Raw genomic sequence first — 13,907 nt, 5'->3', positions numbered from 1 at the left:
GTAAGTGCAAGGTGGGGCGCCTGCCCGACAGTTCCGTGTGCCTGAAGCGTCGGTGAGTGCAAGGTGGTGTGCCCGCCCGACAGTTCCGTGTGCCTGAAGCGTCGGTCAGCGCAATGTGGGGCGCCCTCCCGTAGTTTCGGCGCCGCTGAAGCGTCGGTAGGTGCAAGGTGGGGCGCCTTCCCGACGTTTCCGTGTGGCTGAAGCGTCGGTGAGTGCAAGGTGGCGTGCCCTCCCGACGTTTGGGTTAGCCACGGGTGCGTAGCGGGGATCTGCGGATGCCCGAGCCCTGCCAGGCCGGGTCTGAGCACGTGGCTGTGGATAACTTTCGGGCGGGACAGCGGATCTGCGCGACGATCAGGTGCATGGCACCGCAGCGCATGAAGCCACGACCCGCGCTCACGGTCGGGCGGGTCTACCGTCGCTCGGATCTGCTCGGGCTCGGATTCCGGGAGCGTGACCTCACGACCTGCCGGTTTGTCACGCGCCTCTTCCGGGATGCGTACGTGGCAACCGGTTCCCAGATCGACCTCGCGCTCCGGGCGCGGGCGGCTCTGACCGTCCTGCCCGAAGGGAGTCTGATCGATGGTCCGACGGCCGCCCGTCTTTGGGGTGGGGTTGTGCCTGGGCACGAGGCCATCACGGCGAGCGTTGCCGCACCGCACCAGGTCCGCGCCGACGGGATATCGGCGACGATCCGAGATGAACTCGCGGCGCGTGCTCGCCGGCGTCGCTACGGGGTGGCGGTGTGTGATCCGGCCACCGCATTTACCGACTGTGCGCATCGGTTGGGCTTGGTCGACTTGGTCGTCCTCGCCGACGGCCTCATCGCCGCAGGGGTGGTCGCGCCCGCAGACCTGGTCGCCGCAGCGGTTGGGCTCCGTAGCCGCGGGAGGCGCCACGCGCTCGAAGCAGCTCGCCTCGCTCGGTCCGGCGTCGACTCGCCCCCTGAGACCCGCCTTCGTCTCCTCCTCGTCTTCGCCGGACTGCCGGAGCCGCAGACGAACATCATCATTCGTCGCGCTGACGGGTCGTGGGATCGGCGCCATGACATGGGTTGGGAAGAGGTGAAGGTCGCCGGTGAATACGACGGACGCCACCACGCTGAGAGCACGGTCCAATGGCGGCGCGACCTGCGTCGGCGCGAGGAGTCGGATCGCGACGGGTGGCGGCATGTGGTGGTGACGTCCGAAGACCTCTACGTCGAGCCGGGGGAGACTCTGCGCAGGTTCCGCGACGTCCTGCGCGAGCGCGGGATGTCCTGCGAGATCCGCAGCGATCGGTGGCGCCGCTTCTTCCCGGGCCGCCGCTAAACGTCGTCCGAAGGTGGCGCGCGCCCGCGAACTGTCGGTGAGTGCACGGTGGGTGCCCTCGCCGACGGTTCGGGGCCGAGGAAGCGTCGGTGAGTGCAAGGTCAGTGCGCTTCCCGATGGTTGGGGGTGGGGGAAGCGTCGGCGAGTGCAAGGTGGGTGCTCTTGCCGACGGTTCGGGGCAGGTGAAGCGTCGGTGAGTGCACCTTCGCAGGACGGGTCACCCGGTCGGGCGGGTCTGGCGTGGGGGAAGTGTCGGTGAGTGCAAGGTGGGTGCTCTCGCCGACGGTTGGGGGTGGGGGAAGTGTCGGTGAGTGCAAGGTGGGTGCCCTCGCCGACGGTTGGGGGCGGGGGTGCCACCTCCGCCAACGGGCCACCGCGAGCCTTCGGGACGTAGCCCGCGCCACCCCCTTCGAACCTGGTGAGGGTGGCCTAAGTAGGGACTCTCGAAGGGCGGGGGTAATGTGCTGCGAGTTCGTGAATCCGTTCACAAGCCCTCTTAAAGGACGTCCGTGTCAGAGCATCACCCTGCCGCCGCTCCCGCCGGCGACCAGGTCACGCTGCCCCGCGAGGAGAGCGCCGATGTCATCGTCGTTGGCGCTGGCCCCGGCGGTAGCGCGACGGCGGCGTGGTTGGCGAAGGCCGGCCGCGATGTGATCCTGCTCGAGAAGGCATCCTTCCCCCGCGACAAGGTCTGCGGCGATGGGCTCACCCCGCGCGCTGTTCGGCAGATCATCCGCCTCGGGATTCCGACCGCCGAGACCGATGGTTGGGCGCACAACAAGGGCCTGCGGATCATCGGCGGGGGCATGCAACTCCAGCTCGACTGGCCGGACGTTGCCTCCTTCCCGAGCTACGGGATGGTCCGCCACCGCGAGGACCTCGACGAAGTGCTCGCCCGCCACGCCGCGACATGCGGAGCGCGTCTGATCGAGCGTCGCAATGTCACCACCCCCGTCCTCGATGACGACGGCCGGATCGTCGGAGTCGTCGCCAAGGTCATGAACGAGCGTGGCCGCGCGACCGGCGAAACCATCACGTACCGGGCCCCGGTCGTCGTGGCGGCCGACGGCGTGTCCTCGCGCCTCGCGATCGCGATGGGCCGGGAGAAGCGTGAGGACCGCCCGATGGGCGTGGCCGTGCGCGCCTACTACGAGACTCCGCGCCACAACGACACCCACCTCGAATCCCACTTGGAGCTGTGGACGAAGGGGGAGCGCGGCGAGGACATCCTGATGCCCGGCTACGGCTGGCTCTTCGGGCTCGGCGACGGCCGCTCGAATATCGGGCTCGGCATCCTCAACACCTCCGAGGCCTTCGGGCGCACCGACTACAAGGACGTGATGCGTCGTTGGGTCGAGTCGATGCCCGCCGAATGGGGGATCAGCGAGGCGACGATCACCGGACCGATCAAGTCCGCGGCCCTGCCGATGGCCTTTAACCGCCAGCCGCTCTACGACAAGGGCCTGCTCCTTGTCGGCGACTCCGGCGGCATGGTGAACCCCTTCAACGGGGAAGGGATCGACTACGCCCTCGAGGCCGGCCACGTGGCCGCCGAGGTGATCACCCAGGCTCTCGCCGCGCCGACCGCGGCGGAGCGGGAGCAGACGTTGCAGCTCTACACGAGCCGCATGAAGGAGATGCACGGCGGGTACTTCACCCTCGGGCGTCACTTCGCTCGACTGATCGGGAAGCCGGAGGTGATGCGCCTCGCGACCAAGTACGGCCTGCCGCGCACCACCTTGATGCGCTTCCTGCTGAAGTTGATGGCGAACCTTCCCGAAGAGCAGGGCGGCAAGGTCGATGACCGGCTGATCCACGCGATGACGAGGATGGTGCCCAGCGCATGACCCTCAAGACCCTGCCCCCTAGGATGAGACATGGCGTGCGTCACATGAGTGAAAGCGAGGCAGCCCGCCGATGAACCCGTACATCCCGCTGCTGATCCTCTTCGCGTTCGGCCTCGGCTTTGCGCTGCTGTCCGTGGGGACCAGCCTCGTCGTCGGACCGGCCCGCTACAACGCGGCGAAGGCCCAGGCCTACGAGTGCGGCATCCAGCCGACTCCCCAGGCGTCCGAAGGGGGTCGCTTCCCGGTCAAGTACTACCTGACCGCGATGCTCTTCGTGATCTTCGATATCGAAGCGGTCTTCCTCTTCCCCTTCGCCGTCGCGTTCGACCAGCTCGGGCTGGCCGCGCTGATCGCGATCGTGTTCTTCCTCGTGAACGTCTTCGTCATCCCCGACATCTACGTATGGCGCCGCGGCGGCCTGGAGTGGGAGTAACCCATGGGACTAGAAGAAAAACTGCCAGCCGGGTTCGCCCTCACCACCCTTGAGCAGGCGGCCGGATACTTCCGCAAGGCCTCGATCTGGCCGGCGACCTTCGGCCTCGCGTGTTGTGCGATCGAGATGATGGCCGTCGGCACGCCGTACTATGACCTCGCCCGTTTCGGCATGGAGCGCTTCGCCGCGACCCCGCGCCAGGCGGACCTGATGATCGTCGCCGGCCGCGTGAGCCAAAAGATGGCCCCCGTCGTGCGTCAGGTGTACGACCAGATGGCCAACCCGAAGTGGGTCATCTCGATGGGCGTCTGCGCGAGCTCCGGCGGGATGTTTAACAACTACGCGATCGTCCAGGGCGTCGACCACATCATCCCGGTTGACATCTACCTGCCGGGCTGCCCGCCCCGCCCGGAGATGCTGCTCAACGCGATCATCACGCTCCACGAGCAGATGCAAAACGAGAAGCTCGGCGTCAACCGGGTCGCCGCCGCGCGCGCTGCCGAGGCGGCCGCCCTGAAGGCCACGCCGACCCAACTCATGGCGCCGACCCACGACCACGAAGCGCTCGTCGGAAGGAACCTGCTGGCATGAGTGACGGCAAGGACGTCGAGAAGGTTCCCGAGGGCGTCTACCCGAAGGGGGAGGGGCTCGGCGGAACCGCAAACAAGGGCTTCCCGTCGACCGCTGGCCTCACGGGTGACCAGCGCCCCGTGCAGTACACCAACGTCCGCCCGCAGAGCGAGGACACCGACGCCCCCGAGCCGACCGTCGTCGGCAAGCGGAAGGGCATGTTCGGCGCCACCCAGGGCGGCGACACGAGCGGCTACGGCGGCTTGCGGAGCCCCATCCTCTTCCCCGGCGAATCCGAGCGCCCCTATGGCGGGTACTTCGACGCCCTCGTCGACCACCTCGCCGAGGCGACCGGTCCGGCGATGGAAGGGGTCACGGTCGTCGCCGATCGCGGCGAGCTCACCCTCTACGTCGAGCGTGACCAGCTCCTGACCGTCATGAGCGCCCTGCGCGACGACCCGCGCCTGCGTTTCGAGATGTGCATGTCGGTCTCCGGCGTCCACTTCCCGCAGGAGACCGGGCGCGAGCTGCACGTCGCTTACCACCTGCTGTCGATCACCCACGGCAGCCGCCGGCTGCGCGTCGAGGTCACCGCACCGGACGCCGACCCGCACGTCCCGAGCGTGGTCGGGATTTACCCGGCCGCCGACTGGCACGAGCGCGAGACCTGGGACATGTTCGGCATCGTCTTTGACGGACACCCGGCCCTGACCCGCATCCTGATGCCGGACGACTGGCCCGGCCACCCGCAGCGCAAGGACTACCCCCTCGGCGGTATCCCCGTGGAGTACAAGGGCGGCACCGTCCCGCCGCCGGACCAGCGGAGGTCGTACACCTGATGAGCACCAACACCTTCCACGCCACCCCCGGTATCGACGAGGAGACCGCCGAAGGGCGGATCGTCGACGTCTCCGGCGGCGACTGGGACGACCAGATCGGCGAACTCGGGATGAACCCGGAGGAGCGGATCGTCGTCAACATGGGCCCGCAGCACCCGTCGACGCACGGGGTGCTCCGGCTCATCCTCGAACTCGACGGTGAGACGGTGACCGAGACCCGGGCGGGGATCGGATACCTCCACACGGGCATCGAGAAGAACATGGAGTTTCGCACCTGGACCCAGGGCGTCACCTTCTGCACCCGGATGGACTACCTGACCCCCCTCTTCCAGGAGGCCGCGTACTGCCTCGCGGTGGAGCGGGTCTTGGGGATCGAGGACCAGATCCCGGAGCGCGCGAGCGCCATCCGCGTCCTGATGATGGAACTCACCCGGATCTCCTCCCACCTCATCGCCCTCGGAACCGGTGGCATGGAGATGGGCGCGACGACGGTCATGACGATCGGCTTCCGCGAGCGCGAGCGGATCCTGTCGGTGATCGAAAACATCACCGGCCTGCGGATGAACAACGCCTACATCCGTCCCGGCGGCGTGGCGCAGGATCTGCCGCCCGGCGCGATCGACCAACTGCGCGAGGCGATGCCCCTGATCCGTAAGGGCATTGGCGAGCTCGAGGCCCTGCTCCTCGAGGCGCCGATCTTGAAGGGCCGCACCAAGAAGGTCGGGTACCTCTCGCTCACCGGCTGCACCGCGCTCGGCATCACCGGCCCGGTGCTCCGCTCGACCGGCCTGCCGCACGACCTGCGCAAGTCGGCGCCCTACTGCGGGTACGAGAAGTACGACTTCGATGTCATCACCCGCACCGGCTGCGACGCCTACGACCGGCTCTGCATCCGCATCGACGAGATGTACGAGAGCCTGAAGATCATCGAGCAGGTCTTGAGCGAACTCCAGGCCAACCCCGGCCCGGTCATGGTCGCGGACAAGCGGATCGCCTGGCCCGCCCAACTCGCCATCGGCAGCGACGGCATGGGCAACAGCCTCGAGCACATCCGCGAGATCATGGGGACCTCAATGGAGGCCCTGATCCACCACTTCAAGTTGGTCACCGAGGGCTTTCGGGTCCCGCCGGGCCAGGCCTATATCGCCGTCGAGAGCCCGAAGGGGGAGCTCGGTTGCCATGTCGTCTCCGACGGTGGCACCCGTCCCTACCGCGCCCACTTCCGCGACCCCAGCTTTAACAACCTGCAGGCCGCTTCGGCCATGTGCGAAGGCGGCATGCTCGCCGATGTGATCGTCGCCGTCGCATCGATCGACCCCGTGATGGGAGGCGTGGACCGCTGATGTCCAGCAACTTTGGTGAGGTGACCGTCTCGGGTTATCTGCACGTCAACTCCGAGAGCAAGGAGCCGTACGCGCCGGAGGTGCTCGAGCAGCTCCAGGCCGACGCCGAGCTGATCATCGCTCGCTACCCGCAGAAGCGCTCCGCGCTGCTGCCCCTGCTCCACCTCGTGCAGAGCGTCGACGGTTACGTCGCCGGGCGCGGCATCGAGTTCTGCGCGCGGACTCTGGACCTCACCGACGCCGAGGTCTCCGGGGTCGCGACCTTCTACACGCAGTACAAGCGTCACCCCAATGGCGAGTACACGGTCGGGGTCTGCACCAACACCCTCTGCGCGATCATGGGCGGTGACGAGATCTGGGACACCGTCTCGTCCCACCTCGGCATCGGTCACGACGAAACCACCGAGGATGGCAAGGTCACCCTTGAGCGCGTCGAGTGCAACGCCGCGTGTGACTACGCACCGGTCGTGATGGGCAACTGGGAGTTCTTCGACAACATGACCCCGGAGTCGACGGTCGAGCTCGTCGACGACCTCCGCGAAGGCAAGACGGTCACCCCGAGCCGCGGGCCGAACGCCGTCTGCACCTTCAAGCAGATCTCCCGCGTGCTCGCCGGCTTCCCCGATGGCCTCGCGGACGAAGGGGTTGGCGCCGGCCCGGCGTCGCTGCGCGGCGTCGAACTCGCCAAGCGCGAAGGCTGGACGGCCCCCGGCGATCACGAAGCTGCCGCCGACGAGGACGCCGACACCCACGCCGAAGACCCGGGAGTCGAGGGCCAAGCGCGGGGCCGCTACTCGTCGCAGGACCGTCCGGCCGAGGCCGCTGACACCGAGGAGTCGAAGTGACCACGCTGACCCCGATCCTCACGAAGTTCTGGGATGCGCCGCAGTCGTGGACCCTCGCGACCTACGAGGACAACGAGGGCTACCAGGCGCTCAACAAGGCGCTCACCATGGAACCGGCCGACCTGGTCCAGATGACCAAGGACTCCGGGCTCCGTGGTCGTGGCGGCGCGGGCTTCCCCACCGGCATGAAGTGGGGCTTCCTGCCGCCCCCGGACGGCGGGCCGCGGTATCTCGTGGTCAATGCCGATGAGTCCGAGCCGGGGACCTGCAAGGACATCCCGCTCATGATGGCGGCGCCCCACTTCCTCATCGAGGGTGTCGCGATCACCTCGTACGCGATCGGCTGCCACCACGCCTTCATCTACGTCCGTGGTGAGGTCGTCCACGTCTACCGCCGCCTGATGCGCGCGGTCGAAGAGGCCTACGCCGCCGGCCACCTCGGGAAGAACATCCACGGCACCGGCTTCGACCTTGACGTCACCGTGCACGCGGGCGCCGGCGCCTATATCTGTGGTGAAGAGACCGCCCTGCTCGACTCCCTCGAAGGGCGTCGGGGCCAGCCGCGCCTGAAGCCCCCCTTCCCGGCGGTCGCGGGTCTTTACGCCCGTCCGACCGTCGTCAACAACGTCGAGTCGATTGCTTCGGTCCCGCCGATCCTGCTTCACGGCGCCGACTGGTTCGCCGACATGGGCACCGAGAAGTCCCAGGGTTTTGGCATCTTCAGCCTCTCCGGGCACGTGAAGAACCCCGGCCAGTACGAGGCGCCGCTCGGGATCACCCTGCGCGAGCTGATCGACATGGCCGGCGGGATGCGTGACCCGAACAAGAAGCTGAAGTTCTGGACCCCGGGTGGGTCCTCGACGCCGATCTTCACCGACCAGCACCTCGACGTGCCCTTGGACTTCGAGTCCGTCGCGGCCCATGGGTCGATGCTCGGGACCCGCGCGCTGCAGATCTTCGACGAGACTGTCTCGGTGGTCCGGGCCGTCTCGCGTTGGATCGACTTCTACAAGCACGAGTCCTGCGGCAAGTGCACCCCGTGCCGAGAGGGCACCTGGTGGCTCGCCCAGATCCTGGAGCGCTTCGAGCACGGCCAGGGGACGCCCGAGGACATCGACAAGCTCGTCGACATCTGCGACAACATCCTCGGGCGCTCCTTCTGCGCTCTCGGTGACGGCGCGACGAGCCCCGTCACCTCGGCCGTCCAGTACTTCCGGGACGAGTTCGAGGCCGGGTGCCACACCCCGGTCGCGGAGCTCTTCCCGCCCGCCGCCTCGACGCTCTTCGCCAAGGAGCAGGTGACCGCATGACCGCCACCCCACAGACCGACCTGGTCTCCCTCACGATCGACGGCGTCCCCGTCGAGGTCCCGAAGGACACGCTGCTGATCCGAGCCGCCGAGGAGATCGGCATCCAGATCCCGCGGTTTTGTGACCACCCGGGTCTGGACCCCATCGGCGCGTGCCGCCAGTGCCTCGTCGAGGTTGCGATGCCCGACCGTGAGGGCAACGTCCGGCCGATGCCGAAGCCGCAGGCCTCCTGCACGATGACCGTTGCCCCCGGCATGGTCGTCAACACCCAGCTCACCTCGCCCGTCGCCGACAAGGCACAGCAGGGCGTCATGGAGTTGCTGCTCGTCAACCACCCGCTGGACTGCCCGGTCTGCGACAAGGGTGGCGAGTGCCCGCTGCAGAACCAGGCGATGAGCAACGGCCGGGCGACCTCGCGCTTCGTCGACATCAAGCGGACCTACCCCAAGCCGATCAACATCTCCTCGCAGGTCCTGCTGGACCGCGAGCGTTGCATCCTCTGCGCGCGCTGCACCCGCTTCTCCGAGCAGGTCGCCGGGGACCCCTTCATCGCCCTGGTCGAGCGCGGCGCGCTCCAGCAGGTCGGGATCTACGAAGAGCAGCCGTTTGAGTCCTACTTCTCGGGGAACACCGTCCAGATCTGCCCGGTTGGTGCCCTGACCGGTGCGGCCTACCGCTTCCGCAGCCGCCCCTTCGACCTCGTCTCGACCCCGGGGACCTGCGAGCACTGCGCCTCCGGGTGCTCGCTGCGCACCGACCACCGCCGCGGCACCGTGCTGCGCCGGATGGCGCTGCTCGATCCCGAGGTCAACTCGGAGTGGAACTGCGACAAGGGCCGCTGGGCGTTCACCTACGCCTCGACGGGCGACCGCTTCGAGTTCCCGATGGTCCGCGGCGAGGACGGCGAGCTCCAGGTCGTCACCTGGCGCGAGGCCCTCGAGCACGCCGCCAAAGGCCTGGCGGCCGCGGGCAGCCACGGTGTCCTCACCGGTGGACGGATCACTCTCGAGGACGGCTGGGCGTACCGCGCCTTTGCCGAAGAGGTGCTCGGCACCGCCAATGTGGACTTCCGCGCTCGTCCCTCGACGGCGGAAGAGGCTGACTTCCTCGCTCGCCACGTCGTCGGCACGACGCCCGACACGGGCGTGAGCTACTCCGACCTCGACCACGCCGGTTCGGTCGTCCTCGTCGGGCTCGAGCCCGAAGAGGAGAGCCCGATCCTCTTCCTGCGCCTGCGGCACGCCTACCGCAAGGCCAAGACGGCCGTCTACGGTGTCGCGCCGCTCACGACCCGCGGCCTCGACAAGCTCGGCGGCCACCTCGTCCCGAGTGCCCCCGGCACCGAGACCGAGGTCCTCCAAGCCCTCGCGGCTGACCTCACCGACGGCGACGATGTCTCGGCTGGTTTCACCGCCGCGCACGCCGCGCTGCGCGAGGATGGCGCCTTCCTCCTCGTCGGCGAACGCCTCGCGACGACGCCGGGCGCGCTCAGCGCCGCCGTCGATCTCGCCGCCGCGACCGGTGCCCGCCTCGCGTGGGTGCCGCGCCGAGCCGGTGAGCGCGGCGCGCTCGAGGCCGGGCTGCTGCCCGCTGCGGACGCGCTCGACACTGCCGGGATGATCGAGGCCGCGGCCGATGGCCGCCTCGACGCCCTCGTCGTCGGTGGCGTCGATGCGCTCGACCTTGGCCTCCACCGCGCCAACGAAGCCTTCCAGCGCGCCTTTGTCGTGTCCTTGGAAGTCCGGCCGAGCAGCGTCACCGCTCACGCCGACGTGGTCCTTCCCGTTGCGCCCCATGCCGAGAAGTCCGGCACCTTCCTGGACTGGGAGGGTCGCGAGCGGCCCTTCGAGGCGGCCCTCGACACCCACGCGGTCTCGGACTACCGCGCCCTGGACATGCTGGCCGACGAGATGGGCGTCTTCCTCGGCGCCCGCGCCCTGCGCGAGGTGCGCGCCGAGCTCACCGAGCGTGGGCCGCTCGCGCCGCGCACGGGTGAGGCTCTCGCCCTCGCCGCGGCGGAGGTCCCCGAGCCTGGCCCGGGCGAGTTCGTCCTCGCGACCTGGCGACACCTCCTCGACCGCGGCTCCCTGCAAGACGGCGAGCCCTTCCTCGCCGGGACCGCGCCGATGCCGCGGGCGTGGATCTCTCCCGCGAGCGCCGCTGCGCTCGGCATCGTGCCAGGCGACCTCGTCACGGTCTCCGGTGATGGCGTCCGCGTCACCGCGCCGGTCCACATCGCCGAAATGGTCGATCGGGTGGTCTGGCTGCCGACCAACTCCGAGAGTTGTGATCTGCGCTCCGTCGCCGGCCGGGCCGGAGCGATCGTCTCCGTCACCAAGGGTGGTGCCGCATGATCAACCTCGCCCTCTACGCGACCGAGGTGAGCCCCTCGGTCCCGCGGGCCGACTTCAGCGACACCCCGGTGTGGCTCTCGCTCGTGAAGGTCACCCTCCTCTTCGTCTACCTGCTCGTCTCGGTCCTAATGGTGATCTGGTTCGAGCGCCGCGTGATCGGGCGGATGCAGCAGCGTCCCGGCCCGAACCGCAACGGTCCCTTCGGCTTGCTGCAGACCCTTGCCGACGGCATGAAGTCGATGCTGAAGGAGGACGTGCGGCCGAAGGGAGCCGACGCCTTCATCTTCACCATGGCGCCGATCCTCTTCGCCACCATGGCCTTCGTCGGTTTTTCGATCATGCCGATGGGCGGCGACGTGTGGATGTTTGGGCACCGCACGCCCCTGCAGATCACCGACCTGCCGGTCGCGGCCCTGCTCGTCCTCGCGGTCGCCGGTGTCGCGGCCTACGGCATCGTGCTCGCCGGCTGGTCGTCCGGCTCGACCTACCCACTGCTTGGTGGGTTGCGCGCCACCGCCCAGCTCATCTCCTACGAGATCGCGATGGGGCTCGCGCTCGTGGCGGTCTTCATGTACGCCGGCTCGATGTCGACCAGCCAGATCGTGCACGCGCAAAGCGACCTCTGGTACATCATCCCGGCCTGCGTCTCCTTCGTGATCTACGTGATCACGATGGTCGGTGAGACCAACCGCCTCCCCTTCGACCTCGCCGAAGGTGAAGGCGAGATCGTCGGCGGGTACTTCACCGAGTACTCGGGCATGCGCTTTGCGATGTTCTTCCTCGGTGAGTACATCAACATGTTCACCGTCTCGGCCCTCGCCACCACCCTCTTCCTCGGCGGCTGGCAGGCACCTCCCGGCGTCGCCGCCGCGACCGAGGCCCTCTTCGGCGAAGCGATGTTCGTCGACGGCTGGTGGGGCCTGCTGTGGTTCACCATCAAGCTGTGGCTCTTCATGTACTTCTTCGTCTGGCTTCGTGGCTCCCTGCCGCGTACCCGGTACGACCAGTTCATGCGCTTCGGCTGGAAGTTCCTCATCCCGCTCGCGCTCGCCTGGGTCGTCGCGGTGGCCTTCATCCGCGCCTCCCAGGTCGGCTTCCTCGGTGATGGCACCGTCGCCCTCTTCGGGCGCGAGTTCCCGACCTCGTCGCTGATCATCGTCGGCTTCCTCGCCGTCATCGTGCTCGGCGCCACCTGGATCTGGGAGACCAAGGCCGAGAAGAAGGCCCAAGAGGCCGCCGAGCCGCCGCCCACCGAGATCGACCCCTACGCCGGTGGCTACCCGGTGCCGCCGCTGCCCGGCCAGACCCTGGTCGAGAGCGGCGCCCGGACCGACAAGACCCGCACATCGCTTCCCCCAACCGAGGAGCAGGACCGTGGCTGACGAGAAGAAGGGCGGATTCCTCTCCGATCTCTTCGCCCCCGTTGCCGGATTCGGCGTGACCTTCGCGACGATGTTTCGCAAGGTCGCGACGCAGGAGTACCCCGAGGTCAAGTGGCCCACGCAGCCGCGCTTCCACGGGCGACACCAGCTGAACCGGCATCCCGACGGGCTGGAGAAGTGCGTGGGCTGTGAGCTCTGCGCCTGGGCGTGTCCTGCCGACGCGATCATGGTCGAGGGCGCGAACAATGACGACGCCGACGGCCAGCGGTTCAGCCCCGGCGAGCGGTACGGGCGGATCTACCAGATCAACTACTTGCGCTGCATCTTCTGTGGCCTCTGCATCGAGGCCTGCCCGACCCGCGCCCTGACGATGACGAACTTCTACGAGCTCGCCGACAACAACCGCGCGGACCTGATCTTCACCAAGGAAGAGCTGCTCGCCCCGCTCCAGGAGGGGATGGCTCCCGCGCCGCACCCGATGGTCGCGGGCATGGAAGAGCGCGACTACTACCTCGGCAAGGTCACCGAGGCCACCCCCGCACAGCGCGAGTGGGTCGCCGCCCACCACGCGAGCGAGGACGACAAGGGGGAGCAGGCATGACCAGTTCTGGCGAAGCCGTCCTCTTTTGGATCCTCGCGATCATCGCTGTCGGCGCCGCGCTGTCACTGCTCTTCGCCAAGAAGGCCGTCCACGCCGCCATCGGCATGGTGACGACGATGATCATCGTCGGCATCTTCTACTTCGCCCTCGAAGCCCCCTTCCTCGGGGTCGTGCACATCTTCGTGTACACCGGCGCGGTCATGATGCTCTTCCTCTTCGTCGTGATGCTGGTCGGCGTCGACCACTCCGACTCGCTGGTCGAGACCTTGAAGGGCCAAAAGCTCATCACCTTGGTGATGTCGCTCGGCGTGATCCTGCTGCTCTCGAGCGCCCTCGGCCGGGTCGTCTACGACGGCACGCCGAACCTCGCGGGGATCAACGACACGACCGGCAATATCAACGCCCTCGCGTACCTGATCTTCGGCAAGTACATCGGCGTCCTGCAGGTCCTCGCGGTCCTGCTCACGACCGCCGCGATGGGCGCGATGGTCCTCGCCCACCGCGAGCGCTTCCTGCCCAAGCCCACGCAGCGTGAGTGGAGCGAGAAGCGCTTCCGGGACGGCAAGCACCTCGCGGGTCTGCCCGTCCCCGGTGTCTACGCCCGCCACAACGCCGTCGACACGCCCGCGCTGCTGCCCGATGGCAGCCAGAGCGAACTGTCGCTCAACAAGGTGATCGTCGCCCGCGACCAGGTGACGCAGCCGACCGTCTACACCGAGATCGACGACGAGATCCGGCGAGAGATCGAGGAGGGAGGCGAAAAGTGAGCCTCATGAACTACGTCTACCTCGCGGCGGTCCTCTTCGCGATCGGTGGAGCTGCGGTCCTGTTGCGGCGCAACACGATCATCATGTTTATGGGCGTGGAGATGATGCTCAACGCCGCGAACCTCGCCTTCGTGACCTTCGCCCGGATGCACGGCGCCATCGAGGGCCAGGTGATCGCCCTGATCGTCATGGCCGTCGCCGCTGGTGAGGTCGTGGTGGGGCTGGCCATCATCATGGCGATCTTCCGTGCCCGCCGCTCGGCTTCGGTCGACGACGCCAACCTGCTGAAGCTGTAAGGAGAATCTC

At 68.1% G+C, this 13,907-nt stretch carries 13 protein-coding genes; all 13 read left to right on the top strand.

Annotated features, from left to right (window positions below):
* Positions 1-362 precede the first annotated feature (362 nt).
* Positions 363-1,310, top strand: a complete 948-nt coding sequence (locus AB8K43_RS12325) for a hypothetical protein (RefSeq protein WP_370894507.1) — start codon at positions 363-365, stop codon at positions 1,308-1,310.
* A gap of 509 nt (positions 1,311-1,819) precedes the next feature.
* Positions 1,820-3,157 carry a geranylgeranyl reductase family protein gene (locus tag AB8K43_RS12320; RefSeq protein ID WP_370894506.1) on the top strand — a complete coding sequence of 446 codons (1,338 nt, stop codon included), beginning with the start codon at positions 1,820-1,822 and terminating at the stop codon, positions 3,155-3,157.
* Positions 3,158-3,227: 70 nt separating this feature from the next.
* Positions 3,228-3,590 (top strand): NADH-quinone oxidoreductase subunit A, encoded by a 363-nt coding sequence (locus AB8K43_RS12315; protein WP_370894505.1) that lies wholly within the window; start codon positions 3,228-3,230, stop codon positions 3,588-3,590.
* 3 nt (positions 3,591-3,593) lie between these two features.
* Complete coding sequence (locus tag AB8K43_RS12310) at positions 3,594-4,181, top strand: NADH-quinone oxidoreductase subunit B family protein (protein WP_370894504.1); 588 nt, start codon at positions 3,594-3,596, stop codon at positions 4,179-4,181.
* On the top strand, positions 4,178-4,999 hold the full coding sequence (locus tag AB8K43_RS12305) for an NADH-quinone oxidoreductase subunit C (protein ID WP_370894503.1): 822 nt from the start codon (positions 4,178-4,180) through the stop codon (positions 4,997-4,999). The genes AB8K43_RS12310 and AB8K43_RS12305 overlap by 4 nt, the downstream gene beginning before the upstream one ends.
* Positions 4,999-6,342, top strand: a complete 1,344-nt coding sequence (locus tag AB8K43_RS12300) for an NADH-quinone oxidoreductase subunit D (protein ID WP_370894502.1) — start codon at positions 4,999-5,001, stop codon at positions 6,340-6,342. The genes AB8K43_RS12305 and AB8K43_RS12300 overlap by 1 nt, the downstream gene beginning before the upstream one ends.
* The gene (gene nuoE, locus AB8K43_RS12295; protein ID WP_370894501.1) at positions 6,342-7,187 is read left to right on the top strand and encodes an NADH-quinone oxidoreductase subunit NuoE; all 846 of its coding nucleotides are present in this window, start codon (positions 6,342-6,344) and stop codon (positions 7,185-7,187) included. Before AB8K43_RS12300 ends, nuoE begins: the two co-directional genes overlap by 1 nt.
* Positions 7,184-8,497, top strand: a complete 1,314-nt coding sequence (gene nuoF / locus AB8K43_RS12290) for an NADH-quinone oxidoreductase subunit NuoF (RefSeq protein WP_370894500.1) — start codon at positions 7,184-7,186, stop codon at positions 8,495-8,497. Before nuoE ends, nuoF begins: the two co-directional genes overlap by 4 nt.
* A complete protein-coding gene (locus AB8K43_RS12285; RefSeq protein ID WP_370894499.1) occupies positions 8,494-10,851 on the top strand; it encodes an NADH-quinone oxidoreductase subunit G in 2,358 nt (785 codons plus the stop codon). Before nuoF ends, AB8K43_RS12285 begins: the two co-directional genes overlap by 4 nt.
* The gene (nuoH, locus tag AB8K43_RS12280) at positions 10,848-12,233 is read left to right on the top strand and encodes an NADH-quinone oxidoreductase subunit NuoH (RefSeq protein WP_370894498.1); all 1,386 of its coding nucleotides are present in this window, start codon (positions 10,848-10,850) and stop codon (positions 12,231-12,233) included. The genes AB8K43_RS12285 and nuoH overlap by 4 nt, the downstream gene beginning before the upstream one ends.
* Positions 12,226-12,834, top strand: a complete 609-nt coding sequence (gene nuoI / locus AB8K43_RS12275) for an NADH-quinone oxidoreductase subunit NuoI (RefSeq protein WP_370894497.1) — start codon at positions 12,226-12,228, stop codon at positions 12,832-12,834. Before nuoH ends, nuoI begins: the two co-directional genes overlap by 8 nt.
* On the top strand, positions 12,831-13,601 hold the full coding sequence (locus AB8K43_RS12270; protein WP_370894496.1) for an NADH-quinone oxidoreductase subunit J: 771 nt from the start codon (positions 12,831-12,833) through the stop codon (positions 13,599-13,601). Before nuoI ends, AB8K43_RS12270 begins: the two co-directional genes overlap by 4 nt.
* Positions 13,598-13,897, top strand: a complete 300-nt coding sequence (gene nuoK, locus AB8K43_RS12265) for an NADH-quinone oxidoreductase subunit NuoK (RefSeq protein WP_370894495.1) — start codon at positions 13,598-13,600, stop codon at positions 13,895-13,897. The genes AB8K43_RS12270 and nuoK overlap by 4 nt, the downstream gene beginning before the upstream one ends.
* Positions 13,898-13,907 lie beyond the last annotated feature (10 nt).

This window comes from Janibacter sp. GXQ6167 (assembly GCF_041365945.1).
GTDB lineage: Bacteria > Actinomycetota > Actinomycetes > Actinomycetales > Dermatophilaceae > JBGFSK01.
The sequence above is the reverse complement of the archived record's forward strand: the minus strand, read 5'-3'. Positions and strand labels throughout refer to the sequence as shown.

Coding starts and splice junctions, on each gene's coding strand:
- AB8K43_RS12285 (WP_370894499.1), top strand. CDS start 8,494: ATGACCGCCACCCCACAGACCGACCTGGTCTCCCTCACGATCGACGGC.
- AB8K43_RS12300 (WP_370894502.1), top strand. CDS start 4,999: ATGAGCACCAACACCTTCCACGCCACCCCCGGTATCGACGAGGAGACC.
- AB8K43_RS12325 (WP_370894507.1), top strand. CDS start 363: ATGGCACCGCAGCGCATGAAGCCACGACCCGCGCTCACGGTCGGGCGG.
- nuoH (WP_370894498.1), top strand. CDS start 10,848: ATGATCAACCTCGCCCTCTACGCGACCGAGGTGAGCCCCTCGGTCCCG.
- AB8K43_RS12305 (WP_370894503.1), top strand. CDS start 4,178: ATGAGTGACGGCAAGGACGTCGAGAAGGTTCCCGAGGGCGTCTACCCG.
- AB8K43_RS12315 (WP_370894505.1), top strand. CDS start 3,228: ATGAACCCGTACATCCCGCTGCTGATCCTCTTCGCGTTCGGCCTCGGC.
- AB8K43_RS12310 (WP_370894504.1), top strand. CDS start 3,594: ATGGGACTAGAAGAAAAACTGCCAGCCGGGTTCGCCCTCACCACCCTT.
- AB8K43_RS12270 (WP_370894496.1), top strand. CDS start 12,831: ATGACCAGTTCTGGCGAAGCCGTCCTCTTTTGGATCCTCGCGATCATC.
- nuoE (WP_370894501.1), top strand. CDS start 6,342: ATGTCCAGCAACTTTGGTGAGGTGACCGTCTCGGGTTATCTGCACGTC.